This is a genomic window from Rhodopirellula sp. J20-39 (assembly GCF_057365095.1).
Window position 1 is genome coordinate 4,244,116 of sequence record NZ_CP195123.1, and the last position, 25,735, is coordinate 4,269,850.

Sequence of the window (25,735 nt, forward strand, 5' to 3'; positions counted from 1 at the left end):
CGGTTCGGAAAAACGGATCCGAACCGGCGGTGCATTCTTTCGTTAAACGAAAACGGGATCAGTCGCGTGAGCGACCACCACGGTCTCCGCCGCCACCGCCACTGCGAGGGCCGCCGCGTCCGCGACCGCCACGACGACGACGTGGGCGATCTTCGCCGTCACCATCACCATCGCTGCTACTGCGTTCGCCGCCACCTTCAGCTTCCAGTTCGGCAGCCAAGGGGTCCTCAACGCCGAGTTCTTCCAGAGCACGACGACGGCTCAACTTGACGCGATCGTGCTCGTCGACATCGATCACGAGAACTTTCATCTCGTCGCCGACGGCGACCACGCGGTCCAAGCTAGCGATGTAACCGCCACTCATTTCACTGATGTGAACAAGTCCGTCACGGCCAGGAAGGATTTCGACGAAGGCACCAAATTCTTTGATGCTGCTAACGATACCGTCGTAGATCTTGCCGATCTGGACAGTCGCTGTGCAAGCTTCGACTTGCTTCATCGCTTCTTGAGCGGATTCCTTGTTGCTACTTGCAACCAAGACGGTTCCGTCATCATCAACTTCGATGACAGCACCAGTGGATTCTTGGATACCACGGATGTTCTTACCGCCAGGACCGATCAGAGCACCGATCTTGTCGGGAGCGATCTTGGTACGAAGCAAGCGAGGAGCGGTTGGCGAGATTTCACGACGTGGGCGTGGAATCGCAGTCAACATCTTCTTCAAGATTTCGATACGAGCTTCGCGTGACTGCTTCAAAGTCGCACGAATGATTTCGTTGCTGACACCGGTGATCTTCAAGTCAAGTTGAATACCGGTGATCCCGTTTTGGGTACCAGCGATCTTGAAGTCCATGTCGCCGAAGTGATCTTCGGTTCCGAGGATGTCAGTCAGCAGGTGCCAATCGTCTTCGGAGTTCTGAACCAGACCGACCGAGATACCAGCAACTGGGTTGCTAATCGGTACACCGGAAGCCATCAGAGCGAGGGTTGCACCGCAAACCGAAGCCATCGATGACGAGCCGTTCGATTCAGTGATGTCACTGATCACGCGGATCGTGTACGGGAACGCGTCGGCGGGTGGAAGAACAGGAGCGACGCTGCGTTCAGCCAAAGCACCGTGACCGATTTCACGACGGCCTGGGCCACGGATTGGACGGCATTCGCCAACGGAGAACGATGGGAAGTTGTAATCCAGCATGAACTTCTTGCTGAACTCGTCTTGCAAACCATCAACGCGTTGTTCGTCGCGGCTGGTTCCCAAAGCGATCGTGATCAGAGCTTGGGTTTCGCCACGTTGGAAAACGGCCGAGCCGTGAACGCGAGGAAGAACGTCGGTTTCGCAGTGGATCGCTCGCAGCGAATTGCGATCACGTCCATCGGGACGAGTACCGGCGCTGATCAGGTCGCGAACAACCTTTTCTTCCAAGTCGTGCCAGACAGTCTTGAAACGGTTAACGCAGATCGCGCCTTCCGCCTTCGGGTCAGGAATGACTTCGCCCATCGCACGGTCACGAAGAGCCGAAACGGCTTCGTTGCGATCTTGCTTGCCGGACGTTTGTTGTGCGGCACGGAAGTCGTTGTAATAAGCATCGTTCAGACGATCGAACAGGCCGTCGTCTGCAGGTGCTTCGTAGGCAACCTTGGAAGGTTGAACCTTGTCGAAGAGTTCCTTTTGAAGCTCGATGACTTCCTTGATGATCTTGTGAGCGAACTGAATCGCTTCCATCATTTCGTCTTCGGGCATTTCATTCGCGAAGCCCTCGATCATGGCGACGGTGTCATGGTCACCGCTGACGATCATGTCCAGTTCGGACTCTTCGAGTTGATCGTAAGTTGGGAAGGCAACAAGCTTGCCGTCAACCTTACCCACACGCACACTGGCGATTGGGCCAATGAATGGAAGTGGGCTGATGTGAAGAGCGGCACCGGCACCGATCATGGCAAGGACGTCGCCGTCATTTTGCATGTCGCTGGCCATGACGAACGCTTGCACTTGCACTTCGTCTTTGTAGCCCTTAGGCCAAAGTGGTCGGATGGGACGGTCCATCAAACGTGCGGTCAGAATTTCTTTCGTGCTTGGACGGCCTTCTCGCTTCAAGAAGCCGCCTGGGAACTTACCCGCAGCGGCCAATCGCTCGCGGTAGTCGCACATCAAAGGGAAGAAGTCGATACCCGGACGGGGAGTTCCCGAAGCCGCAGCGACCAATACCACTGTTTCGCCATACTGCACCAACACACTGCCGGCAGCTTGCTTTGCGATGTGGCCAGTCTCGATGGACATGACTTGATCGCCGATTTTTCGCTCGACGCGAATTTTGTGAACGCTCACAATTACCTCAATTTTTCTTTACTATTCCTACAAACAACAAAAGGCGGACGATTCCGCCAACAATCCCGAACTCGAACACGACAGACCTGCATCAATGCGAGCAATGGATCAATTCGTCCAACGGTGCTGCACAGAAATCCTGCAAGATTGATTCTGGCCGTGGTCAAGGGAGAACGACACAAAGAGGAGCTAGCTTCAGCATTCCATACGGACCAAGCTGAACGCGTGAGCGTCCCATTCGTATCGGGTTGTCGCGGTTCGAGAAACACCGCGACGTTTAGAAGGTTGAGTGATTGCACTCGCCGTTTTTCCATCCATGGGGACGACAAGATTGTCGTCCCGAGAGAAAATATCCAAATGGATGATCGGCTAGGTGACCGCGGCCACGCCGACCGCCCACCATGTAACTACTTACGGATACCAAGCTTACCGATGATATCCAGGTATCGTTGCGGGTCTTGACCGCGGACGTAATCAAGCAATCGACGACGACGTGAAACGAGACCCAAAAGACCACGGCGTGAAGCGTAATCTTTGCGGTGGGTTCGCATGTGTTCGGTCAATCCGTTGATCCGCTCGGTCAGAATCGCGATCTGAACTTCGGGTGATCCGGTGTCGGTTTGGGTCGAGCCGTACTCGGCGACCACTTCGTTCTTGCGTTCTTTCGAGATCGTCATCCGAAAAGTTTGTCCTTCAGAGCATGATTTTGATGAGTTTTAAGCCAGGAAGTGTACAGTCACCTCCGGTCAACGCAACGTCAAATAGGCGTTTTGTCGGCTGCTATTTCGTGTCAGAGTACCGCTTTATCGCTCCGAAGCAACCCGCCAATGCACCGAAACGGCACGTTGAGAGAAGAAAATCGAATCGAATGAAGCGATCAAGCCATCCCGTCTAGCGATGGGGGGATCAGCCATCCTTTCCAAGTCGCGATTGAGAGTCTGCCTTTTGGACAAACTTCGCGAGCTACCGAATACCTGCCTTACGCGACTTGTTGCCCACGCGATTTCTCGTCTACGCAGCTTGCGGTACCGCAATTCATCGGACATCGAGCCTAGCGACTTTGCAGGATTTTCCGTTCTTGCAACTGCTTTAAGATCTCGCCAGCTTGTTCCGCCGGTGTCATCCCGGCTTGGTACCGCAGATGAATCTCGGCATCGGTCGGGGCTTCATAAGGATCGCTAATCCCAGTGAAGTTCTTGATTTCGCCAGCGATTGCTTTTTTGTACAGTCCTTTGGGATCGCGTTGTTGGCAAACTTCCAGCGGCGTGTCGACGAATACCTCCAAGAAATCTCCCGGTTTCCCCGATTCCTCTACCACCTTGCGAACGCGATCCCGGTCGCGACGGTACGGGCTGACGAACGCGGCCAAAGTGACCAAGCCAGCCGCGGCCATTAGGCCGGTGACCGCGCCGATTCGGCGGATATTTTCTTCCCGGTCAACGGCCGAGAACCCCAGTCCAAACCGTTCGGAAAATTCTTCACTGTGTTCGGCCGCTAAAACGCTCGGTGGTGCACACAATCCGTGGCGGACGTTGTCACCGTCGAGCAAAGTCGAAGCGGCACCAAGTTCGATCAGCATGCGATCGAGTTCGTTGGCGATCGTGCTCTTGCCACAACCGCTCAGACCGGTGAACCAGACCACGCAGCCTCGTTGTTTCAAATTAGATTCCCGACGCTCACGACTGACGGTGTCTTCGTGCCAGACAATATTCTGGGACACGTCATCCTTGGACGCATCACTATCTTTGGACGCATCACTTTGGATGGCGTTCGAATCAGGAGAAGCGTCGTTGCCAGTGGACTTGGGGGCAGAAGACTTGGTGCTCATTCGGAAATCAGTTGTCGTGGTGTGGGACAGTTGTCTTGATGGATACGCATGTCTTGTTGAGGCGTCTGAGTACTAACGAGTACTTGAGAGTTTACCAGCACTAAATAGGGTATCCACATGGAGCCAGCTTGGGGTGCCTATCCGTCTGGCTGAAACATCAAAGCCGATAGCGGGTTTGCAGCCCTTGTCGGTGAACCGCAGCGAGTTTCTGGTGCGATTCCCAGCCGGCATCATGACAAGCGGCAATGTATCGATCCAAAAGATCACCGAAGCAGCGTAGCGGTTCAGCGCCCAAGTCCCATCCGGCCGAATAGAGCAAGCGGGCCGCGGTCGCAGGTGCGGTTTCGTGGAATTGCTTGGAACGCTCGACCAGCATCTTGGCATAGGACTGGCGAACCGAATCGGGGCCCGCCGCCGGACTGCTACTGAGCGACTCGACCAGCAAAGACAGTTCGACGGCCGATGGAACACAGCCAAGTTGATCGGCGGAATCCGAATTGGACGAACTGGCCGATGAATTTAAGCCATCCGAACCACCTTCGCACGGTAGTTCGCCGACGTTGTTATCACTGATGAACCGAGCCGAAACCTTGGCAACGCCGTCGGAAGACGTGGCCCAATGCGTACGCAGTCGAACACTTTGATCGGTGAAGACACTGCAGCGAATCGCCTTGGCAAACGCTTCGGCGGCTTCTGCGTTTCGACCGCTTCGCTGCTGGCAGTAGCCCAAGATGTCATGGCCCCACGACAAATCGCGAGCCTGAGCCGAGATCGCCGCCGCGTGCTTCTCTACGCTTGCCCAATCCTGTTGGCTTGGCTGGGTCGAGGATTCCGAAAGGCCGAGTTCTGATTCAATTTGGCTGGCGATGTCGCGCGGCATGGTTCCGAGATCGAAGCACCATCGCATCAATTCGTTCCACGTCAGTCCTAACTTGTTGGCGATCGCCGGAGTCAGCAATTCAACCAACTCATGGTGCAGCCCCTCCAGCAATAGCTGGCAACGGGCTGGGATTTCGCAAACCCGCCGCTCGATCAATCGCTCTCCTAGCTCGCGACCGGAAAGCTGACCGAGCTTTTCTAGTAGCGAACCGCCGTCGCCGTTGGGATTTGAATTCGCCTTCGCAACGTCGGACGACTCGTTAGATTCGTTTTGACGATTATTCGGAGAGAGATGTTTTGTTGCCCACTGCACCCACGGGTGGTCGTGCTGCTGGATCGCATCGACACCGGCCTCGTTCTGCAACGAAGAAGTCTCGGCGGGATCAGCGTGACGGCGGCTGGATTGAGGCAATCGTGGCAAAGCCCAATCGAACAGCAATGCCTCAGCCAGCGTGTTGCCCCAAGGCACCCAGTCACCGCCGCCGTGATACCAGTGGCAAATGTCGGTGGTTTGCCCCGTCGAACGAGCAATTTCAGGATCCAGCAGTCGTAAACACAACCAATCGCCAGCCCCGTTGCCGACCAGCGGCAAAAAGTTCGGCGGCATCAGCGGCGGCCAAACGGGATCAGGTGCATCGCCTAGCAGGACTTTCGGCGTCGCAGGGTGACGATACTCGCCGGGGCCCTGGTGCCGCCAAACCTCATCGTCCCACCACGCAACCAGGTCGGGGCTGAAAGTCAGTGAAAACCGCTGCGAAATCAATTGCGACCAGGATTGGTTGCCTCCGTGCGTCGCTTCCGGCTCGGATTTCCGTTCCAGCGGCGCGCTGGAATCTGGTGCAGATTCGGCGTCGTTTGAAGTCGAATCGGCGGCGTTCACGAGCAAAGGTCCAAGAGTCATATTGCGGATTGCCATCGAAACGAATTCTGGCCCCAATGAATTCTGGCCCCGCGTTGAATCTCCAGCCTACCGACCCAACTTACCTGAACGCAAGAGAAGCACTGGCCGGTAATTATCGCGGATGCCGTCTGCCGACCCGCGAATCGGGCCAAAACAGCGGTCTCGCCGAGAATTGGGAGGTGGTCCGAGGTGGTTCATTGAGCCGAATTGTCTTGGGCCGACCTAGGCTGTCCGTCGGCGGCCAATGTGACCAACTGAATTCCAATCGCGTTCTGGCAACGCGGATGCTCCGCATTTTCGTGCTGATCCCAACCACCAACGTGTACACCATAAGAAAGCGGCCCGAAAGCGACTAAACTGGTTCGAATCGCTCTGTTATCCTGTCACGATATGTGGCTTCCTTCGTGAGCGTTCACCTTTTTCTTTTCAATTCATTTGCGATCTCGATCGACCGCGAACCACCAATATGTCCATCTCTGCGGAAGAATTTGCCTCGCGAGCCGTTTCGACAGGCTGTGCCGACCGATGGGAAGTCGAACGCGCCATTAGCGAGGTCGGCGTGGGCGAAGTTGAACTGCAGGACATGGTTACCGAACTGCAGCGTCGTGGCCTGGTTACCACTCTGCAAACGGAAAAGATCATTCGGGGCGACCGTCACGGTTACTTCTATGGCGAATACAAGGTTCTGTACCTGATCGGTGCGGGAACGTTCGCTCGGGTTTATCGAGCTGAGAAAGACGGCGAAGTTTTTGCTCTCAAGGTCCTGCGAAAACGATTTCGCGACGATCCCAAGGAACTCGAGCAGTTCCTTCGCGAAGGCAAGATGGGATTGAAGCTGAAACATCCCAACATCGTGCGGATTCACGAACTGGTCGCGGACCGGCACAATCCATTCTTGGCGATGGAGTTCATCGAAGGACAAACGCTGCGTGATCTGGTGCGGATCCGTGGGAAGCTGCCCTATCCGCTGGCATTGAAACTGATCGGTGAAATTGCATCCGGGCTCGCCTTCGCGGCCAACTTGGGCATCGCTCACCGTGACTTGAAACTGTCCAACACCTTGATCACGTCGGACGGCGTCGCGAAATTGGTGGACTTCGGATTGGCATCGCTCGCCGACCGCTCCAACCCTGAACAAATCGCCGATTGCCCCAATGCTCGGGCAGTTGACTATGCGACTTTGGAACGCGGCACCGGCGTGCGAAAAGACGACCCTCGCAGCGACGTTTTCTTCGCCGGCAACATGCTCTATCACATGCTCGCCGGACGGCCTGCCCTTTCGGAAACGAAAGACCGTTTGCAACGGATGAACGTCACTCGGTTTCAAGACATCCCGCCTATTTTCGAGTTCGTGCCGGACTTGCCGGGTATCGTCAACCAAGTTCTGATGAACGCGTTGGAGTTCAATCCTCAACTGCGAATCCAGTCCGCTGATTTGCTTGCTCAAGCAGTCAAAGGCGTCATCGTCGAACTCAAACGCATGGCCGACGGTCGGGCTAACGCTCCGGAGCAGCCGAAGTCCAACGTGAATAAGGCCGGCGAGGAGATCATCACGAACGAGGGCCGCGGGTATGTGGTCATGTTCGTTGAATCGAAGGCCGACATGCAGAACATCATTCGCGAAAAACTGAAGGCACAGGGCTATCGGGTTCTGATCATCGCAAACCCCGAACGCGCCATGGCTCGGTTCACCGATGCAGTCGACAAACCGGCTGACTGCGTGATGTTTGGCGCCGCCGAGTTGGGTAACGAAGCATTATTGGCTTACAACGCGTTTGCTGAAAACGAAACCACCGCCAATATCCCTGCCATCTTGCTGGCCGACCCTCAACAAAAGCACATCATCAGCCGCGCCAAACGCGGTTCCAATCGAGTCCTCTTGCCGCTACCCTTGAGCATCAAACAGTTGCGAATGGCGCTCATTAAGCTACTCGCCGATACCGAACCCCGTTCCGCTGGACTCTTTTGATGCCATTGCCCAAATTGACCTCGATCGGTGGCGGCCAAATGGCTCGCGCCCTGATTGGGGGCATGATTCAAAGCCAGGCGATGATGCCAGCCGATCTGACGATCGTGCAACCTTCGGCGGAAGGTCGATCGTGGTGGTCCGAAAAGTACCCCGATTGCTCTACCGAGCCGGTTGAAAACACAGGCAAAGCGATCGCGGACGCCGAGATTGTTGTCTTGGCGGTCAAGCCGCACATCATCAGTTCGGTCACGTCCAATCCGGATTGCGACTTTGACAACAAACTCGTGATTTCCATCGCCGCCGGCGTTCCGCTGGAAAAACTGTGTGCCGGTGTCGGTCATCAACGCGTCGTTCGCGTCATGCCTAACACGCCAAGCTTGGTAGGCGAGGGAGCGTCTGGGTTCTGCGTAGGCACCGATGTGCAGCCCGAAGACATTGCAAATGTCAAGCTGATGCTGGAAAGCGTCGGTTACGTCGCCGAAGTCACCGAACCTCAAATGGACGCGGTCACCGGTTTGAGCGGCTCGGGGCCGGCCTACGTTTTCGTCCTAATCGAGGCGCTTGCCGATGGCGGAGTCGCTGAAGGTCTGCCGCGAAAGACGGCATTGGACTTAGCGGCTCAAACGGTCCTCGGTGCCGCCAAAATGGTTCGAGAAACCGGCTTGCATCCCGGTCAACTGAAGGACAATGTTTGCAGCCCTGGCGGAACAACCATTGCCGCGGTGAAGACACTCGAACAGAATGCAGTCAGGGCGGCCATGATGTCCGCGGTATCCGCGTCGGCAAGCCGAAGCCGCGAACTCCAATAATCTGCTGATTAATCGTCAAAACCACGCATGCACGAACCACTGATCAAGATCGACGACAAACACGTCCCGCTATACCGGATCGTCTGGGTTTCGGACCTGCCGCACTTTTGTGGCGAGGACGATTGCTTGCGGGAAGGCTACTACGAAGTCCGCCTGGATTGCGATGATTCGCTGTGGACCAGTCTGCCCGATCGGGATCGCGTGATCGATGCCCTGAACCAGTGGTGCGGCGACCCCAGCGACGAAGGCGAATTCTAAACCGGTTTTTCTAGGCCTATGGGCGTCTTTTTAAAGACGCTACCTTGCCGCGGATCTTACTGCGGATCGTCCGAGGTGACCGGTTCAGTCCGCAAGAATCCGTGCGATGCGGCATCTTCGCGAGCTTAGCTAAACTCGCCAAATCAAACGCACGTGATAGCTCGGGTCGTTACTTAGACGGCGTCGGCTTCCTGGCTATTGGACTCTTGCCGATCGGCTGTGACGTCCGAGTTTGCGTCATCGGTTTCGACGTCTGAAGAAACTTCGCCGACGGACTCTCGGAATCGATAGCCCACGCCACGCACGGTTTCGATCAAATCGGCAGCGCGATTCATCTTCTTACGCAATGCCCGAACGTGAACGTCGATCGTTCGTTCCAGCACCAATGTGTCTTCGCCCAGTGCCGCCTCGACCAGTTCGTTTCGGTCAAACGCTCGGCCCGGTTGCCGAATCAGCGTTTCCAGCAATCGGAACTCGCTTTTGGTCAACTTCAGCGGCTCATCCTCGATCGTGACAACAAACCGGCGACGATCCACCTTCACGCCTAAGTGGCTAACTGAATCGCTATCGTCAACGGTCGGTTCGCGTCGTCGCAATAACGCTTTGACTTTTTGAAGTAGAACCTTGTAGCTCTCGACCGGCTTGACGACATAGTCATCCGCCCCCATCGCGAAGCCGACGACTTGGTCTGATTCCTCGCCTAGAGCTGACAACATCATGATCAAACAATCACGTGTCGCGGTGTTGGCTCGGAGCTGTTTGCAGACTTCGACACCGCTAAGAATGGGCAGGTCCACGTCCAAGACAATCAGATCGGGAAGAATCAGCTTGGCTTGTTTGAGTGCTTCCCGGCCATCGGTGGCACGGTAAACCTCATAGCCAGCTCGCTTGAGTTGATACTCCAGCGTTTCCACCAAAGGAAGGTAATCTTCGACAACCAGAACTTTCGTTTTCGACATGCGAATCTTTTGGGAGGCAGGAAAGGAGCGACCTGGGTCGCGTCCCGAACGCGCCTCTATCTTGGTCGATCACTGCCGTCTTCGCAGCGCCACAGGGGCCCAGAAACCCATGAAGCTTTGATGAAGTTATCGCCAGTGCGAATCGCTGCTGGTCAAAGTGCAGTCTTCCGAAATGGCTTCCACTTGCGGCCAATCCAGCTCAACCCGCAAAACCTGATAGCCTGCGGACCGTACTTGTTCGCACGCGTCCAAAATGGCCAGGTCCAATGCGTCCGCCTCTCTCGAAAAGCGAACGGCGACCACGCCGCGACAAGAGCTGACCGATGTGTCTGTACAGCCGGCGTCGTACAAAGTGTGAGCCAAGCCTTCACTCGCTTGAGTCAACCCGGATAGGACGACTTGAAATCCAAATTTACGCATCATGTCGATCGGGCTGATAACCCCTCCATCGGTACCACTGCTGTCAAATTCTTGCCCCGCCAATAGATCTGCTGAACCGCCTAATCTCGCTAAACACGCGTCTCTACGCAGGTTAACGAATTCACAGAGTCTTAACTTGGCGACAAGACTACATGAGGTCTTGGTTAAGTCTACCCACCCACATGGGCTGCGGCGACCCCCGCACGCAAGAGACTCAAAAGTTGCGGTCGGTGATCTCACTTTGACTCGGTAACAACGGCGTCTTAGCCGGGTGCGCGGTCCCCAGGATGGGGAGAATGTTGAACTGGTCACTTGGTAACACGCTCGAACAAGGCCTTCGCTTCGCAAGACACGTTGTTAGAAACGCTTTGCAATCGCGATGCAGACTGCGTCACTGCATTCGTAAATACAGTAACGCTTCCGCATGCAACGCAACTTGTCCTTTTACATTTGCAAGCAAACCACCAACGCTCAAATCAATCCCCCCTGCGAGACCAACCTCTCCTTTGACTACCACGTGTCGAAGTAGTCCTCAAAACGGGATGGAGTGTTGTAACCGCCCCTCGAAAAAGGTTGTTGGGAATTGCCACTGTTGCCGTCCTCTGCGCCGAGCCAGAAACCTGTTATCCTTCGCAAAATTTTAACGTGACTCCCTCTCTCGCTCTTGGAAAACACTCGTGCCGCGCCGCGACGACATCAAAAAGATTCTCTTGATTGGCAGTGGTCCAATCGTGATCGGGCAAGCTTGCGAATTCGACTATTCCGGAACCCAAGCCTGTAAAGCCCTGCGTGAAGAAGGCTACGAAGTCGTTTTGGTCAACAGCAATCCTGCGACCATCATGACTGACCCGGCCACCGCGGACTCGACCTATATCGAGCCCCTGACGTGGCAAATGGTCGAAAAGGTGATCGCCAAGGAACGCCCTGACGCCCTGTTGCCTACCTTGGGCGGCCAAACCGGGCTGAACGTGGCCATGGATTTGGATAAGTACGGCGTTCTAGAGAAGTACGGCGTCGAGATGATTGCCGCCAACGCTGCCGTGATCGCCAAAGCGGAAGAACGTGACCAGTTCAAAGAGGCGATGGAAAAGATCGGGCTGGACGTTTGCGAAGGCTACACGATCTCGACCCTGGAAGAGGCTCGCAAAGCGCTCGGCAAAGTGGGCCTGCCCGCCGTCGTGCGTCCTTCGTTCACGATGGGCGGATCCGGCAGTGCGATCGCGTACAACAAAGACGACTTTGACGCCCTGGTGCAAAACGGGCTGGACCAATCGCCGGTCAACGAAGTCCTGATCGAGGAATCGATCATCGGCTGGAAAGAATACGAGATGGAAGTGATGCGAGATCGCGACGACAACGTCGTGATCATCTGCAGCATCGAAAACTTCGACCCCATGGGTGTGCACACCGGCGACTCGATCACGGTTGCTCCCGCTCAAACGTTGACAGACAAAGAATACCAGCGGATGCGTGACGCCTCGATGGCCGTCATCCGTGAAATTGGCGTCGAGACCGGCGGCAGTAACATTCAATTCGCGATTGAACCCGGCACGGGCCGAATGATCGTGATCGAAATGAATCCGCGGGTTAGTCGCTCAAGTGCATTGGCAAGTAAGGCGACTGGTTTCCCAATCGCCAAGATCGCCGCGAAACTCGCCGTCGGCTATCGCTTGTGGGAACTCCCCAACGACATCACTCAAAAGACCAAGGCCTGCTTCGAGCCGACGATCGATTACGTCGTCACCAAGATGCCTCGATTCGCGTTCGAGAAATTTCCTGAAGCCGACGCGACGTTGACCACCCAGATGAAGAGTGTGGGTGAAACGATGGCGATCGGTCGTACGTTCCAAGAGTCTTTCCAAAAGGCCATGCGTGGTTTGGAAGTGGGAGCGTTCGGTTTCGGCAGCGACCCGAAGGACAAATGGGGCACCGAAGAACAACCTGACCGCGACGAGATCCGTGCCAAGCTAAGCATCCCAGGCAGCGAGCGAGTGTTCTACATTCGTTACGCGATGAAAGGCGGCATGACAGTCAAGGAAATCCACGACCTGACGCACATCGACGTCTGGTTCTTGGAACACCTGATGCACCTGATCGAAATCGAAAACGAGATCCGGGAAATTGGGAAGCTCGCCGACATTCCCGCCGAGATGATGCTGGACATCAAGCGTCGTGGTTTCTCCGATCGCCAACTTGCCACGATGACGTCGACCACCGAACTGAAGGTGCGTGCTCATCGCAAGTCGCTTGGCATTGCCCCGGTCTTCAAGAGTGTTGACACGTGTGCGGCCGAGTTCGAAGCGTTCACGCCGTACTTCTACAGCACCTATGAATCGGAATCGGAAGTCCCCGCCAAGAGCGACAAGAAACGCATCATGATCTTGGGCGGCGGTCCCAACCGAATCGGCCAAGGCATCGAGTTCGATTACTGTTGCTGTCACGCGTCATTCGCGTTGCAGGAAATGGGCATCGAAAGCGTGATGGTTAACTCGAACCCCGAAACTGTGTCGACCGATTACGACACCTCGGACTTGCTCTTCTTCGAGCCACTGACGATCGAAGACGTGCTGAATATTTGCGATGCGATCCAGCCGGACGGGATCATCGTCCAGTTCGGTGGTCAGACTCCGCTCAACTTGGCACGCGGCTTAGAACAAGCTGGCGTTCCGATCATCGGTACCAGTGTCGACACGATCGACGCCGCCGAAGATCGTGAGTTGTTCCAGAACTTGATCAACGAACTCGGCTTGCGACAACCACCTTCGGGAATCGCTCGCAACATGGAAGAAGCCCGCGCCGAAGCCAAACGTATCGGCTACCCAGCGTTGGTTCGCCCCAGCTTCGTTCTGGGCGGTCGAGCGATGGAGATTTGTTACGACCGGACTCAGTTCGATCGTTACGTAGCCGAAGCTTTCATCGTTGCCGATGGCCAACCCGTCTTGATCGACCGGTTCCTTGAAGACGCTACCGAAGTGGACGTCGACGCGATTTCTGACGGCACGGATTGTGTCGTCATGGGAGTCATGGAACACATCGAAGAAGCCGGCGTGCACTCCGGTGACTCGGCTTGTTGCATCCCATCGTTCAGCCTGCCGCAACCGGTACTGGCGGAAATTCGCGACGCGACCCAGAAGCTGGCCGCACGCTTGAACGTGGTCGGTTTGATGAACATCCAGTTCGCCGTCAAGGTCGAGCCCGGTGGACCGCTGGTCTACATCTTGGAAGTCAATCCGCGAGCCAGTCGTACGGTTCCGTTTGTTGCTAAAGCAACCGGCGTTCCCGTTGCCGGACTCGCAACCAAGGTGATGGCCGGAATGACGTTGAAAGAACTCGGCATCACGTCGGAACCAATTCCTCGCCACGTTTCGATCAAAGAAAGCGTGTTCCCGTTCCGCAAGTTCGCCGGCGTCGACATTGTGCTCGGCCCCGAGATGCGAAGTACCGGCGAGGTGATGGGGATCAGCGAGATCTTCTCGATCGCGTTTGCGAAGAGCCAGCTTGCTGCCGGCACCGTGCTTCCCGAAACCGGCAAGATCTTTGTTTCGCTTTCGGCACGGCACAAGGATCAGGTCGTCGGCTTAGGCCGCTCGCTCACCGATCTTGGGTTTGAGTTATTAGCCACCGAAGGCACGGCGGCCCGTCTTGCCGAAGAAGGTATCGCGGTGACTCGAGTCAAGAAGATCGCCGAGGGACATCCCAACCTAATCGACTATCTCAAGAACGATGATGTGCAGTTGATCCTCAACACACCATCGGGCAAGGGTGCTCGTACGGACGAAGGCAAGATTCGTGCTGCGGGTGTGCAGCACGGCGTGCCATGCATCACCACCCTGGCAGCCGCCGAGGCCGCCGTGCGAGCCATGCAGGCGGTCCGTGAGACTCCGATGGACGTTGAGTCGCTTCAACATCGCTATGCGGCTAGTGCCAAGTAACGATTCTGAATCGAGACAACTGATGAAGGTCTGCCGGTTTCAAATCGGCAGACCTACCGAGCCAAGCATTAACTTGGCCGCCACTGACGACTACGTGCAAGCAACTGGCATTGCTTGCAACCGCCCAGCTTCCAAGACCGTGATCTTGTTCCAACACCAAGACCTTGGGCTTAGCATGCTCAGTGCCGATTCTCTGGGTTGGCACATTCTCTGGGCCACAGCCCTCGCTGGGGCACCACACACAGGCCAGAGCATTTTGAGATTTGACGTGCCCGATCCCGGTAGCTGGGGTCGCCAGAATTCAGCTTGTGGTTCGTAGGCCGGACCAAGCGCAGCGACGTTCCGGCAATCATGCGCCTGCCGGATGGGCGTCGCAAAGCCTCCTTCATCCGGCCTACTTTTGGGGCGTTACGTGATTGGTCTTTGTAGCTGGATTCGACAGAATTCAGAGCACCGTAGTTTGGCGACACCGCCTACATCCTTCTCTAAAACGCTCTAAGCCATTTCTACAAATTAGCGGCTCGACGGCGAACCTGTTTGCCCGCCTTTTGCTCTAAGCCAAAGTACGCCTGAATCAACTGAAGCGAAGTCTCATAGAGCGTAAGACTTCACATTTTTGCGAATGCGTGCAAGCAACCAGTGTGACAGAAGACCGCCTAGTCGTTGCGGGGCTAACTTGCCTCACGACACCAGTAATTTTGGAATGCCTCGCTCCTGAGCGACGCTGTTGGCTCTGGAGTCGATGATTCGACAGCGTGGATGATTCAGGCAGTCCACCGACTGAAAATTGCCGTACGAAAACTATTGAGCTGACCGACCGGGGGGGCATTTTCGCGGACCTTGAACCCCTAAGGCACCCAGGTTTCATTGACAAAGCACTGGCACTGGAAACTTGTCGAAATCAGAACCTGGAAACGCTCCATTCTTAACACCAACCGACGCCACTTTGCTAGCAAAAAACGCGTTTGCTAGCACTACGGGTGGTGATTCTGTTGCCGAAACCCGCAAGATGTCGTTCTTGCTGGAATCGTCTTTTGACCGCGACTAATCTTCCGCCCGTCGAACGTGACGAGTGTCGCCACGCAACCAGACTCACACCCACAGCGAGAAAAAATCGGGTCAGATTGGATCACCACGCCTTATGAAGAGGCGTGTGGGCAGGACGAAAGTTTTGTCACTTGGGTGATCGAAATGAAGTGAGTTAGGTTCAAGACCAAATTTCCTATCCGGATCGGTCCTGTTCATCTTCTCTTGATTCATCAATCCGATCTGCTTGGACCGAAGTTCGAAGCAGCGTATTCATTTTGCGTTGGTTAGAACCAGGTACATATCGCCTTGGGCTTAAACTTTTGCCCGAATCGAAGAGGACCTTCAGATGACGTGCAAGCCCCTTATTGGCTTGAATGCTGATTTCCGAGCCGCCGCTCGCACTACCCCCGCCTTCGCTTATATCGCGCAGGGGTACTATCAATCGATCATTAATGCCGGTGGAGTTCCAATCCTGGTTCCCCCGCAAGTCGACGAAGAGTCCGCTCATCGCGTCCTAGACGCTTGTGACGGTTTCTTGTTCATCGGTGGTGCTGACTTGGACCCTCGTAACGATGGTTTCATGTTGCATCCCAGTGTGCGTCCCTTAGACGCTGGTCGCGAAACCAGTGACCGTATGCTGATGGCCGAAATCGCTGAACGGCGTATGCCGGTCTTCGGAATCGGCACAGGCATGCAATTGATTAACGTCCAACAGGGCGGAAATCTGTTCTTGCACATCAAAGAAGACCTGCCATCGGCAGTGCCTCACTACGACGCCCAAGACACCAACCATCGTCACACGCTTGACGTTGAAAGCGACTCGCTGATCGGGCGAGTGTATGGCGATGGCGAAATTCGCGTCACCAGCCGTCACCACATGGCGATCGACGAAGTCGCACCTGGCTTCCGTGTGACCGCTCGCTGTCCCGATGGAGTCATCGAGGCAATCGAAAGTGAAATGATCGATTGGTTCGCAATGGGCACTCAATTCCACCCTGAGTCGGAAGCCGCATCGGCTCTCGACATTCGCATCTTCGAAGAATTCGTTGATGCGGTCAAAGCTCACACCGGGCAATCAGTCGATCCGGAATCCAGCGAATTTCATCTGGTCGCCTAGTTTGGCGAACGGAGTGTTTTTGAAACGACACGTTTCAAATCACGCTACTTTTTGAATCACGCTACGGAGAGAAAACTTACTGACATTGATGCAACCACTTGAATCGGTCAGTTGACGGATGACTGTGGATGATCGAGCAGGCCGCACGGAACTGAAGGATCGGTTCTTGATTGCACGGATGCGTTACAGATAGACGACCTTCTAAGGGAGTCTGTCCAAGGCGGCATCGCTCGGATTCATCGACCGGTTCCCGCTGAAATGGATTTCAGCACATAGGGCGCCCGGATGCGAAGTGAATTGCAAAGATAATCAGTAGGCTAGATGAGTCACGGCCGACCACAAGCCGGGCTGCCTTCCCCGCGGGGCAGCCCGGTTTTTTCATGCGCACTCGCCAGTGCTTCAAATTGAGCGGTTTGAAGCAAAGCAATGTCTGCATATTTTCTATCACGTCAGATAGATCGCGGTTCAATCAATCACGAGTGACCACTCTGTCACGTGCTTCGCCGAGATAGAGAACGTTGGATAGGCAACTTGGCTACCGTTCTTGAGCTAACCGGCACAGAAAAATTCTTGAACCCGTCGTGGTTTCAGCAGATTTGGCGAAACTTACGCCGAACACAAACGTTATACTATATGCCCACATCCAACCTTTATGGTTAGATGCAGGCTATTAATCCATTTAGTATCGGCGAGGTGGCTCATGCAAGTTGTATCCCTGCGTTCTTTGTTTCGCTTGGTTTTGCCCGCTTTGACTTGCTATGCAGCGGTTTCGCTCGCGGTCACATCTGTTGGTCATGGTGCCAACCCGGTTGCGAATTCAAATTCCAATCATCGCACTGTCTCCGATGAACCCGCGCAATCAATTGTGATGCGCTTCGCTGACGCCGAAACCACCGAAGTCCCTGATTTCCAAAAGCACGTGATGCCGCTGTTGGGCCGACTGGGTTGTAACGGCCGGTCGTGCCACGGATCTTTCCAAGGTCGAGGCGGATTTCAGTTGTCATTGTTTGGCTATGACTTCAAAGCCGACCACGACGCTCTACTGGCAGAAAACGCAGGCCGGGTCGATGTTGATGACGTTGCCGAAAGTTTAATTTTGGCGAAGCCCATCGACGAAGAAATGCACGAAGGTGGCAAACGCTTCGAACGTAATAGTTGGCACTACCACACTCTCCAACGATGGATCGAGTCCGGCGCGAAGTCCAGCGGCGATGCGTTGGTTCTAAAGCAACTGAAAATCACGCCAAGTGAATTGCAGTTCCGCAAGGCCGACCAAGAAGTTCAGCTTAAAGCAGTTGCCTACTGGGAAGATGGAACCGTCGAAGACGTTACTGCGCTATGCCGGTTCTCTACCAACGACGATGCCGTAGCGGCGATCGACGAAGATGGTTTGGTGAAAAGTGGATTGCCTGGCGATACTCACGTGGTCGTTTCCTATGACCGAGCCGTTGTCCCTGTTGCGATCACGCGTCCGGTCGATGTGGATGCGGATACTGTTCGAGAAGCGATTGCGAACGTTCCTGCTTCCAATCACCCGATCGATCGCCTAATTGCAGTTAAGCATAAGAAGCTGGGTATCGTCCCCTCGCCGATTTGCACTGATGCGGATTTCATTCGGCGTGTCTCCTTTGACATGACCGGAACGCTTCCAGCGGCAGAGGACGTCAAGATATTTTTGGCGGATACATCACCCGACAAACGATCGCGTTTAGTTGAAGAGCTGTTGGAAGCTCCCGGCTATGCAGCTTGGTGGGCGACGCGGATGGCTGATTGGACCGGCAACAGCGACCAACAACTCAATAACACGCTGCCTGTTCAAGGTGCTGCTAGTAAGTTGTGGTACGAATGGCTGCGAATTCGTTTGGACGACAACGTTCCTTACGATGAAATCGTCGAAGGAATGGTCGATGCCAACAGCTTCCAAGAAGGCGAATCCTATGAAGAATTCTGTGCCGCGATGTCGAAGGCGTGCCAAAAGGGGAACGAAGATCTATTCGCCGCTCGCGACAGCATGCCGTTGTATTGGGCGAGACGAAACTTCCAAAAACCGGAAGAGCGAGCGATCGGGATTGCTTACGCTTTCCTGGGCGTACGAATCGAATGTGCCCAGTGCCACAAGCACCCCTTCGATCAATGGTCCAAAGACGACTTTGAAAAGTTCTCGAAGTTGTTCACCAACATCCAAGCTCGCGGCAACACGGTGTCGCCTCAAAACCGCGAAGCAAGAGATCAGCTACTGACCAGCATCGTCGGCAAAGACGTGGACTTGAAAAAGGTCAATGGCGGCGATCTTCGCCGGACGGTCTACAAAGCCGCCAAGGACGGCAAAGTCGTTCCTTTCGGTGAATTGGTGTACGCATCGCGTAACGGAAACCGCAATCGTAAGAACAGGAAGAACGGCCAACAGAACGTCGGCCCCGTTGGGCACTTACTCGGTGATGCCGAACCGATTTCGCTGTCTTCGGATCCACGTAGCCAGTTGATGGATTGGCTTCGTGCACCAGAAAACCCCTACTTTGCCAAAGCGATCGTTAACCGCGTTTGGGCGAACTACTTCGGTCTTGGCATCATCAACCCGACCGACGACATGAACCTGGCCAATCCGCCGAGCAACGCGGCCTTGTTGGACTATCTGTCTGCCGAATTCATCAATCATGACTTTGACCTGCATTGGTTGCATCGGACGATCGTGACCAGCGATGCATATCAACGCAGTACCGATACGAACGCAACGAATCAACAAGACCGCAAGAATTTCAGCCGGCACGTACCTCGCCGTCTGCCCGCCGAAGTCATTCGCGACGCCGTTGTCCTGGCCACTCAGTCCACTAAAACAGAACAGCGCATGCGGAACGAAATGCAGCAAATGGCGATTGCCGCCAGTGTTACGCAAAACCGCAATAATCGAGACTTTGCGTTGCAAGTGTTCGGCCAATCGGAACGAGAAAACAATTGCGACTGTGATCGCAGTGACTCGCCTAGCTTGTTGCAATCGATTTACCTTCGCAACGATCTGGACGTTTATAGGCAACTTGATTCGAAACAAGGTTGGGTTACCCAAGCATGCGAGCAACTTGGTGAAGGCGGACCGCAAGCCAAGGCCAGCCCGAACCAAGACCAGATCACTCGCAAGGCCGATGGCGTTCGCAAACAGTTGATCGCTCGCGTTAAGCGGCTCCAGAACATGCCTGAATCGAAGCGAGAAAACGGTATCAAGAAGCTGAAACAGGCTTACTCAGGCGTTCGGCAACGCTTCACAACTTACGGCTTCAAAACGCCGACATTGCAACAACTTCTTCGTGATCCTGATGCCTGGGAGTTGACGGCGATCAAGCAACGCCGCGAAACGCAATCCGCGTCACTGGAAACGATTGTAGACGACGCCTACTTGCGTACGTTGTCGCGATTCCCGCTTCCAGATGAAAAGGAAACGGCGGTGACGTTCGTCCAGGAATCCGAGTCCACCGCCAATGGTCTGGGTTCGCTGATGTGGGCCCTCGTAAACACGAAAGAGTTCATTATCACGCACTAACGCAGACACCGCGTCTTGCGTTTAAGACAAATTCCGGCACGGCGCAAGCTGTCCGGTTCCCCTTTACTTTTTCGAAAACTGCGACCCTTCGAACTGGTAACACCAACCTTCACGTTTCCGTTCCATCCAAGCTTCCTATAGCGAGAACTTTCTCATGCGATTGCATCAAACTTGTGACGGCGTGCTCCGTCGGGATATCCTACGGATGGGTGCACTCGGGACCGGCGCCGTCGGAATTGGCGGTTTGTCGATGCCGCACTGGCTGTCGATAGCGGACGCGGGTCAGATCGCCGCAAGCGGAGCAAAACGAGCTATCTTCATTGAGCTGGTCGGTGGCCCGTCTCACATGGACACGTTCGACTTGAAGCCGAATGCCGCCGAGGAAGTTCGAGGCGCATTCCGTCCAATCAAAACCAATGTTCCTGGAATCGAGATTTCCGAACACCTTTCCAAGCTAGCACGTGTCGCGGATAAGTTTGCGATCTTACGCGGTGTTAGCCATACACTCGCTGCTCACGACCTGGGACGAGAATACGTCAACTCCGGCAGTCGTCCGATTCCGGCGTTAAAGTTCCCCGGCTATGGCAGCGTGGTCACGGCGGAACGTGAGTGCGAAGTCGACGTCCCGCCGCATGTTGCGATTCCTCGAGCCGGACAAGGCCCCGGTTTCATGGGATTGGAAAATGCCGCTTTGGAAACCAAAGCGACTCCCAACTACGGACGCAACTTTTCTGTCCGTGGTATCTCACTACCAGGCGACATTACGGTGGACGAAGTGTCGCGACGCCAGCAACTGCTCAAGCAACTCGACCGACGCTTCGCCGACTTGGAATCAAACGATCAAATGCTGCAAGGCATGAGCCGATTTGGCGAACAAGCGTACGCCATGATCACGTCGCCTCGTGCACGCAACGCTTTCAATTTGCAAAAAGAACCGGAGAGCTTCCAAAAGCTCTTTGGCGAAGATCCGTTTAGCCAAAGCTGCATGCTCAGCGTTCGACTGGTGGAATCCGGTGTCAACTTTGTTTCTTTGCAATTGGGCGGTTGGGACACTCACGCCGACAACTTCACGAAACTGAAAGACAACTTACTTCCGTCGCTCGACGCCGGCCTATCGGGTTTGCTTAACGGGTTGGAAAAACGCGGACTGCTCGACTCAACCGCAGTGATGGTGACCGGCGAGTTCGGCCGGACCCCCAAGATCAACACTCGCTCAGCCGAAGGCGGTCGTGACCACTACCCTCGTTGCATGTTCATGTTAATGGCGGGTGGAAACGTAAAAGGTGGCCAGGTCATTGGCGAAAGCGATGACACCGCCGCAGGACCTCGGCATGAGGCAATCACGCCGGATGACGTGGCGGCCAGTTTCTACAAAAACTTGGGCATCGATCCCACCAAAGAATTCCAATCCGACACCGGTCGTCCGATCACGCTAGTTCGCAACGGGAACGTGATCCCGCAACTGTTCAGCTAAGTCGGCCGATCGTTAAGCGGCAAATTTGGGCTATGGTTTCATGTGCGAAGCGGGAAAACTCCCGCTTTGCAGTGTCCCGTGCAAGCGGCTTCGGAACTGCATCTGCGAAAACGGTTTGTAAGACGAGCCGTTTTCTAGAACAGGTTTGCCGGTTCAGCTTTCAGTAGCTTCCGCAACGCGATGACGCCGGCGGTGTTGCACATCGCAAGTGCCATCAGCAGCACGAAACCGATCCGCAAATTGGTCATATGAATTGGGATCCCCGTGTGCGACGAGGTGATCTCGTACGCAATCAGCGACAGAATAAGGGATGGCGGAAAAGCCATTAACGCGAGCAACGTTGATTGCGATAGCAACGTCTTCACCAGATAACCATCGCTGTAGCCCATCGCCCGCAACGTTGCATATTCAGGTAAGTGAGCGGCCACGTCGGAAGCCAGAATCATGTAACTGATCACGCCACCGACGACTAACGCCATGCCGACGCCAACCCAAAAGATCAAGCCGATCGGCGTCTGCCAATACCACCGCCTAATCTCCTTTAACTTCGCTTCGCTAAGCGTGATCGCGCAAGCGTTGGAAGCTTGCCCGCCTAACGAACGCAGTCGTCGCTCGACCGCGAGTAGGCCAGCTTCGATGTCTTGCGGCGACTTCAACGTGATTAGAACCAGCGAGACTCTTCCGGCCTGCGGCACCGGCGTCAACTTGTCGAAAGTTTCTCGCGTGCACAGCAACGCTCCGTTAGCAGCCAATCCGGTCCCCATTTTGAACGTGCCCACGATCTTCGCGTTCTTCCTCGCCACTTCCGTCGTACTGTTCTTGTCTTCAGGACCGAACGCTTTCCCATCGCTTGGTCCATAATCTTTCGAACTGGCGTCATCAATCATCACGGAGCCAACTCGGTTAAGCTGCGATCGGATCTCGCTGTTCAGTTCCGGCATGGCGAAAGCAGGGTCTGCCAAGTCAATGCCCATGATCGCGATGGCTCGGAACGATGCCGGTTCATTGCCGCGGGCAGGCGTTCGCCACTCGGTGACCCCAATATCCAACGGAGTCGCTTTGGCAACTTCAGGTACACTGGATAGCAAATTGGGAAGTTCGCCGGGTAAGCTCGACGGCGAATAGATGTGTAGATAGTCGGGCGACTTCACCAGAATTTGGCACGGCATCCGTTCGTAAACCACCGTAGCGGTTTCACCAACGCTGCCCAAAAAGCCAAGCTGCATGAACATCAACACGATCGCGAACCCGATCCCGCCGATCGAAACCGCAGTCCGCATCAGCGTGTGGGTCAGATTCTTCCACGCCAACGAGGTTCGTCGCGACAACGCAGATGCTTTGGGCGTACTACTCATTGCCAGGCGTGTCGATGGTGACCTCGACCTGTAGCTGAATACGTCGTGCGGCGTAATCAGCGTGGTGGCTAGCAATCGTTAACGTCACCTCGGCCGTATGCCGATCCACCGGCGCCATTGGAAACGGACTCGGCAAAGCTGGCGGCGCAATCATTTGATGCACTCGCTCCACCGTTGCTTCCAGATTCTCCGAAAGACCTGGGCTTTCGATCGTCGCTGTTTGCCCGGGACGAATCCGATCAATATCAGCGACGTTTATTTCCGCCACGCAAACCATGTGTTCGGTATCGGCGAGGTGCAACAAAGGCATGGTCGTCGTGGCTTGTCCTGGCATCGTATCGACCGACAAAATTCGACCATTGGTCGGGCTGACCAACCGAGCCGTTTCCAGGTTCAACTCAAGCAACTCGATTTGCTTTTCAAGCGAGTCGATTCCGGTCGAGGCGATTGCGGCTTCGATCGACTTTTCAGCAGCAATGATTTCCTGCTTGGCCGCCATCACGGCAAGCCGTCCAGCTTCGATCGCATCGTTTGCTTCCACGCGGGCAGCTTCGTATTGGGCACGAGTCTCGCTAATCCGCAGAGACTCTTCTTCCAGTTTGTTTTCCGACACCAGTCGCTCGGTCGATGAATCGTTCGACGCTACACGCAAGCGGTCCAGCTTCCGTTGCCCCATCTCTGCGGCCCGGCGGAGTAGGTCCAGCCTGCCTCCTGGGCTCTCGGCCAAAGCCAAACTGTTCTCTGATTGGCGTAACTGTGTTTCCGCTTGGTTGAGCTTGGTACGGGCAACCTGCAACTTTGCGTTGGATGCGGCTTGCTCGGCCTTCAACCGATCTTTGCCCTCCGAAAGCTTCGTCCTGGCGACATCCAGCTCGATGGTCTTGACGCGATAGCTTTCCAGTTCCACCAGCAAATCACCCGCCTTCACCTCGTCTCCTTCGGCGACAGCCACCTTCAGGACCCGATCCCCAGGCGGCGCCATCACAGCCAGGACTCCGTCGCGAGGCCGCAGGGTCCCTTGAGCCACGATGCTGGTCGCTGGCATCGAATCGGGTTGCCCAGCATCGGTTTCGGAACTACCGTCCTGGCGACCGGTAAACGAAAATAGGCCGCGGTCGCATCCGCCGAGAACGGCCAGAAAGACGACGAGGGCGAGGTGGTGATATGACGGCATGAAGCTTTAGACCGTCCCGCTAATTGCAGGAATAAGAAAGAGAACATTCGACGGGTGTTTTCGATGTCACCCGATGGTGACTACATTCTATAATAATTCGACGTTTTTATCGCCCGTGTCTTCGTTTGCCCAGAAAATAGCTTGAGCCGTCGCAACCCACCATCGAACAACGGCTCAACCGGAAAATCCGGCCGAGACTCGACAACCGGCAAACTTCTCAAGCGTTTCAAATCCAAAAGCGTTGAAGCGGACCGGGCCCGCGACGGATCCGCGGCGATCGATGTTTGCGGTGTGAACCATTACTACGGAAGCGGTGACGCTCGGAAGCAAGTCCTGCACGACAACCACTTGCAAGTCCAACCGGGCGAGATCGTGATCATGACCGGACAGAGCGGTTCGGGAAAAACCACGCTGCTGACGTTGATCGGCACCCTGCGACGGGTCCAGGAAGGTCACCTGCACGTCCTGGGCGAGCCACTTCACCTGGCACGTAACTCCCAAATCAATGCCCTTCGCATGCGACTTGGGTTCATCTTCCAAGCTCACAATCTGTTCAGTTCGCTGACTGCGTTGCAAAACGTCCGCATGGCTTTGGAATTGCAACCCGGGCGACAATCGCGTGCCGAACAGAACCGCCGCTGTGAAGAAATGTTGACCGCCGTCGGTCTCGGTGATCGCATCCACTACAAACCCAAAGGCCTGTCCGGTGGACAAAAACAGCGTGTCGCCGTGGCTCGGGGGCTCGTTCACCAACCCAAAATCTTGCTGGCCGACGAGCCGACCGCCGCGTTGGACGAAAAATCAGGCCGTGACGTCGTCAATCTATTTCAGCGGGAAGCCAGAGAACGCGGTACGGCCATCGTCATTGTCACGCACGACAACCGAATCCTGGACGTCGCCGACCGGATCGTCAAAATGGATTTTGGCAAAATTGCCCGCGATACGAACCTTGGCGAAGCCGCTTTGTTGGGCGAGATGCTCCATCGATGCGATTTGTTCACCAAACTTAGCGTTAGCACGCTGACCAACTTCGCCCGGAAAATGAAACGGGAAGAGTACGCGCCGGGACAACGAATCGTCACGTACGGTGATGTCGGGGATCGATTTTACATCATCCGCGAAGGCGAGGTCGTGGTCCGACGTCCCCCCAGCGATGCGACCGGCGAAACGCTCCCGGAAACCACCAGTGGATTCGCCAACTCGTTCACGGATGTTGCCCGGCTCAGCGAAGGCGACTTTTTCGGCGAAACCGCTCTGATTAATAACACACCGCGAAACGCTCACGTGGACGCACTTACCGCAGCGGTGACCTACAGTTTGGACGCCGACACGTTCAAGGAAGTCATGAGCGAACAAAAATCCATGACCGAAGAAGTCCGGAGTGCGTTGTTCAGCGAATAGCACTTTGCGATTCGTTCAATAGGCGTCTTGACTTCTCGGCCCGGATGTCCGAAAGTGTCGCCAGCCCAAGGAGGATAAGCGAATGGCTAGCAGGCTGATTCGAAATCAGTTGTCCCTCACGGGATTGCGGGTTCGAGTCCCGTGTCCTCCGCTTTGGCAAAAAGACCTCGCGAAATGTAATTTTCGCGGGGTCTTTTTCGTTGGTACCACAGGCTTCGTAGCCAGCGACTCTAGCCGGCCCAATTATCTGGCCAAAGAAATTGTCGATGGCGGACCGTTTCCGTGTCGATCGGCGTTCGCATCGGGCCGGTTTTGTTTACCAACGACACAGACCGACATCTCTCAACTTACTCGTTGTTGGGCCTCTCT

Annotated in this window: 18 protein-coding genes and 1 tRNA gene; 11 read left to right on the plus strand and 8 right to left on the minus strand. The window is 55.2% G+C overall.

From position 1 onward, the window contains the following. Nucleotides 1–58 precede the first annotated feature (58 nt). The 4 genes from ACR3ZL_RS15495 to ACR3ZL_RS15510 form a co-directional block, all read right to left on the minus strand. A complete protein-coding gene (locus tag ACR3ZL_RS15495; protein ID WP_473652217.1) occupies nucleotides 59–2,329 on the minus strand; it encodes a polyribonucleotide nucleotidyltransferase in 2,271 nt (756 codons plus the stop codon). Between the two features lie 407 nt (nucleotides 2,330–2,736). Next, nucleotides 2,737–3,006: a 30S ribosomal protein S15 gene (gene rpsO, locus ACR3ZL_RS15500; protein WP_283433137.1), complete on the minus strand. Its 270-nt coding sequence runs from the start codon at nucleotides 3,004–3,006 to the stop codon at nucleotides 2,737–2,739. Between the two features lie 374 nt (nucleotides 3,007–3,380). Further along, nucleotides 3,381–4,157 (minus strand): adenylyl-sulfate kinase, encoded by a 777-nt coding sequence (gene cysC, locus ACR3ZL_RS15505; RefSeq protein ID WP_473652216.1) that lies wholly within the window; start codon nucleotides 4,155–4,157, stop codon nucleotides 3,381–3,383. Between the two features lie 157 nt (nucleotides 4,158–4,314). After that, on the minus strand, nucleotides 4,315–5,952 hold the full coding sequence (locus ACR3ZL_RS15510) for an SMI1/KNR4 family protein (RefSeq protein WP_486172749.1): 1,638 nt from the start codon (nucleotides 5,950–5,952) through the stop codon (nucleotides 4,315–4,317). A gap of 20 nt (nucleotides 5,953–5,972) precedes the next feature. Here ACR3ZL_RS15510 and ACR3ZL_RS15515 point away from each other — a divergent pair, with 20 nt between their 5' ends. The 4 genes from ACR3ZL_RS15515 to ACR3ZL_RS15530 all read left to right on the plus strand — a co-directional run bounded on the left by ACR3ZL_RS15515 (nucleotide 5,973) and on the right by ACR3ZL_RS15530 (nucleotide 8,973). Beyond that, nucleotides 5,973–6,293 (plus strand): hypothetical protein, encoded by a 321-nt coding sequence (locus tag ACR3ZL_RS15515; protein WP_473652214.1) that lies wholly within the window; start codon nucleotides 5,973–5,975, stop codon nucleotides 6,291–6,293. 110 nt (nucleotides 6,294–6,403) lie between these two features. Continuing rightward, on the plus strand, nucleotides 6,404–7,906 hold the full coding sequence (locus ACR3ZL_RS15520; protein WP_473652213.1) for a serine/threonine-protein kinase: 1,503 nt from the start codon (nucleotides 6,404–6,406) through the stop codon (nucleotides 7,904–7,906). Further along, the gene (proC, locus tag ACR3ZL_RS15525) at nucleotides 7,906–8,715 is read left to right on the plus strand and encodes a pyrroline-5-carboxylate reductase (protein ID WP_486172750.1); all 810 of its coding nucleotides are present in this window, start codon (nucleotides 7,906–7,908) and stop codon (nucleotides 8,713–8,715) included. Before ACR3ZL_RS15520 ends, proC begins: the two co-directional genes overlap by 1 nt. A gap of 27 nt (nucleotides 8,716–8,742) precedes the next feature. Next, the gene (locus tag ACR3ZL_RS15530) at nucleotides 8,743–8,973 is read left to right on the plus strand and encodes a hypothetical protein (RefSeq protein ID WP_473652211.1); all 231 of its coding nucleotides are present in this window, start codon (nucleotides 8,743–8,745) and stop codon (nucleotides 8,971–8,973) included. 173 nt (nucleotides 8,974–9,146) lie between these two features. On the opposite strand, the gene ACR3ZL_RS15535 is transcribed toward ACR3ZL_RS15530, so the two are convergent. Both ACR3ZL_RS15535 and ACR3ZL_RS15540 read right to left on the minus strand, forming a co-directional pair. Next, nucleotides 9,147–9,932, minus strand: a complete 786-nt coding sequence (locus ACR3ZL_RS15535) for a response regulator transcription factor (protein WP_473652210.1) — start codon at nucleotides 9,930–9,932, stop codon at nucleotides 9,147–9,149. A gap of 126 nt (nucleotides 9,933–10,058) precedes the next feature. Beyond that, nucleotides 10,059–10,355: a hypothetical protein gene (locus ACR3ZL_RS15540; RefSeq protein ID WP_473652209.1), complete on the minus strand. Its 297-nt coding sequence runs from the start codon at nucleotides 10,353–10,355 to the stop codon at nucleotides 10,059–10,061. 674 nt (nucleotides 10,356–11,029) lie between these two features. Between ACR3ZL_RS15540 and carB the strand changes: the two genes are divergently transcribed. The 5 genes from carB (at nucleotide 11,030) to ACR3ZL_RS15565 (ending at nucleotide 21,436) form a co-directional block, all read left to right on the plus strand. Further along, nucleotides 11,030–14,284: a carbamoyl-phosphate synthase large subunit gene (gene carB, locus ACR3ZL_RS15545; protein ID WP_473652208.1), complete on the plus strand. Its 3,255-nt coding sequence runs from the start codon at nucleotides 11,030–11,032 to the stop codon at nucleotides 14,282–14,284. A gap of 892 nt (nucleotides 14,285–15,176) precedes the next feature. Continuing rightward, a complete protein-coding gene (locus ACR3ZL_RS15550; protein WP_473652207.1) occupies nucleotides 15,177–15,332 on the plus strand; it encodes a hypothetical protein in 156 nt (51 codons plus the stop codon). A gap of 327 nt (nucleotides 15,333–15,659) precedes the next feature. Next, nucleotides 15,660–16,430: a gamma-glutamyl-gamma-aminobutyrate hydrolase family protein gene (locus ACR3ZL_RS15555; protein WP_473652206.1), complete on the plus strand. Its 771-nt coding sequence runs from the start codon at nucleotides 15,660–15,662 to the stop codon at nucleotides 16,428–16,430. 700 nt (nucleotides 16,431–17,130) lie between these two features. Beyond that, nucleotides 17,131–19,962: a DUF1549 and DUF1553 domain-containing protein gene (locus ACR3ZL_RS15560; protein WP_486172751.1), complete on the plus strand. Its 2,832-nt coding sequence runs from the start codon at nucleotides 17,131–17,133 to the stop codon at nucleotides 19,960–19,962. 154 nt (nucleotides 19,963–20,116) lie between these two features. Next, on the plus strand, nucleotides 20,117–21,436 hold the full coding sequence (locus ACR3ZL_RS15565) for a DUF1501 domain-containing protein (RefSeq protein WP_486172752.1): 1,320 nt from the start codon (nucleotides 20,117–20,119) through the stop codon (nucleotides 21,434–21,436). A gap of 134 nt (nucleotides 21,437–21,570) precedes the next feature. Here ACR3ZL_RS15565 and ACR3ZL_RS15570 read toward each other — a convergent pair whose 3' ends face one another. Beyond that, nucleotides 21,571–22,791 (minus strand): FtsX-like permease family protein, encoded by a 1,221-nt coding sequence (locus ACR3ZL_RS15570; RefSeq protein WP_486172753.1) that lies wholly within the window; start codon nucleotides 22,789–22,791, stop codon nucleotides 21,571–21,573. Continuing rightward, nucleotides 22,784–23,965 (minus strand): HlyD family efflux transporter periplasmic adaptor subunit, encoded by a 1,182-nt coding sequence (locus ACR3ZL_RS15575; protein ID WP_473652198.1) that lies wholly within the window; start codon nucleotides 23,963–23,965, stop codon nucleotides 22,784–22,786. Before ACR3ZL_RS15575 ends, ACR3ZL_RS15570 begins: the two co-directional genes overlap by 8 nt. 141 nt (nucleotides 23,966–24,106) lie before the next feature. On the opposite strand from ACR3ZL_RS15575, the gene ACR3ZL_RS15580 reads away from it, so the two are divergent. Then, nucleotides 24,107–25,366, plus strand: coding sequence for an ATP-binding cassette domain-containing protein (locus ACR3ZL_RS15580; protein WP_486172754.1), 1,260 nt, complete (start codon nucleotides 24,107–24,109; stop codon nucleotides 25,364–25,366). Nucleotides 25,367–25,435: 69 nt separating this feature from the next. Further along, nucleotides 25,436–25,517, plus strand: a tRNA-Ser gene (locus ACR3ZL_RS15585). Nucleotides 25,518–25,735: the final 218 nt, after the last annotated feature.

Excerpts from the sequence above, each read along its gene's own strand:
- rpsO (WP_283433137.1), bottom strand. The coding sequence starts at position 3,006 with ATGACGATCTCGAAAGAACGCAAGAACGAAGTGGTCGCCGAGTACGGC.
- cysC (WP_473652216.1), bottom strand. The coding sequence starts at position 4,157 with ATGAGCACCAAGTCTTCTGCCCCCAAGTCCACTGGCAACGACGCTTCT.
- ACR3ZL_RS15510 (WP_486172749.1), bottom strand. The coding sequence starts at position 5,952 with ATGGCAATCCGCAATATGACTCTTGGACCTTTGCTCGTGAACGCCGCC.
- ACR3ZL_RS15515 (WP_473652214.1), top strand. The coding sequence starts at position 5,973 with ATGAATTCTGGCCCCGCGTTGAATCTCCAGCCTACCGACCCAACTTAC.
- ACR3ZL_RS15520 (WP_473652213.1), top strand. The coding sequence starts at position 6,404 with ATGTCCATCTCTGCGGAAGAATTTGCCTCGCGAGCCGTTTCGACAGGC.
- proC (WP_486172750.1), top strand. The coding sequence starts at position 7,906 with ATGCCATTGCCCAAATTGACCTCGATCGGTGGCGGCCAAATGGCTCGC.
- ACR3ZL_RS15530 (WP_473652211.1), top strand. The coding sequence starts at position 8,743 with ATGCACGAACCACTGATCAAGATCGACGACAAACACGTCCCGCTATAC.
- ACR3ZL_RS15535 (WP_473652210.1), bottom strand. The coding sequence starts at position 9,932 with ATGTCGAAAACGAAAGTTCTGGTTGTCGAAGATTACCTTCCTTTGGTG.
- ACR3ZL_RS15540 (WP_473652209.1), bottom strand. The coding sequence starts at position 10,355 with ATGATGCGTAAATTTGGATTTCAAGTCGTCCTATCCGGGTTGACTCAA.
- ACR3ZL_RS15555 (WP_473652206.1), top strand. The coding sequence starts at position 15,660 with ATGACGTGCAAGCCCCTTATTGGCTTGAATGCTGATTTCCGAGCCGCC.
- ACR3ZL_RS15560 (WP_486172751.1), top strand. The coding sequence starts at position 17,131 with ATGCAAGTTGTATCCCTGCGTTCTTTGTTTCGCTTGGTTTTGCCCGCT.
- ACR3ZL_RS15565 (WP_486172752.1), top strand. The coding sequence starts at position 20,117 with ATGCGATTGCATCAAACTTGTGACGGCGTGCTCCGTCGGGATATCCTA.
- ACR3ZL_RS15570 (WP_486172753.1), bottom strand. The coding sequence starts at position 22,791 with ATGAGTAGTACGCCCAAAGCATCTGCGTTGTCGCGACGAACCTCGTTG.
- ACR3ZL_RS15575 (WP_473652198.1), bottom strand. The coding sequence starts at position 23,965 with ATGCCGTCATATCACCACCTCGCCCTCGTCGTCTTTCTGGCCGTTCTC.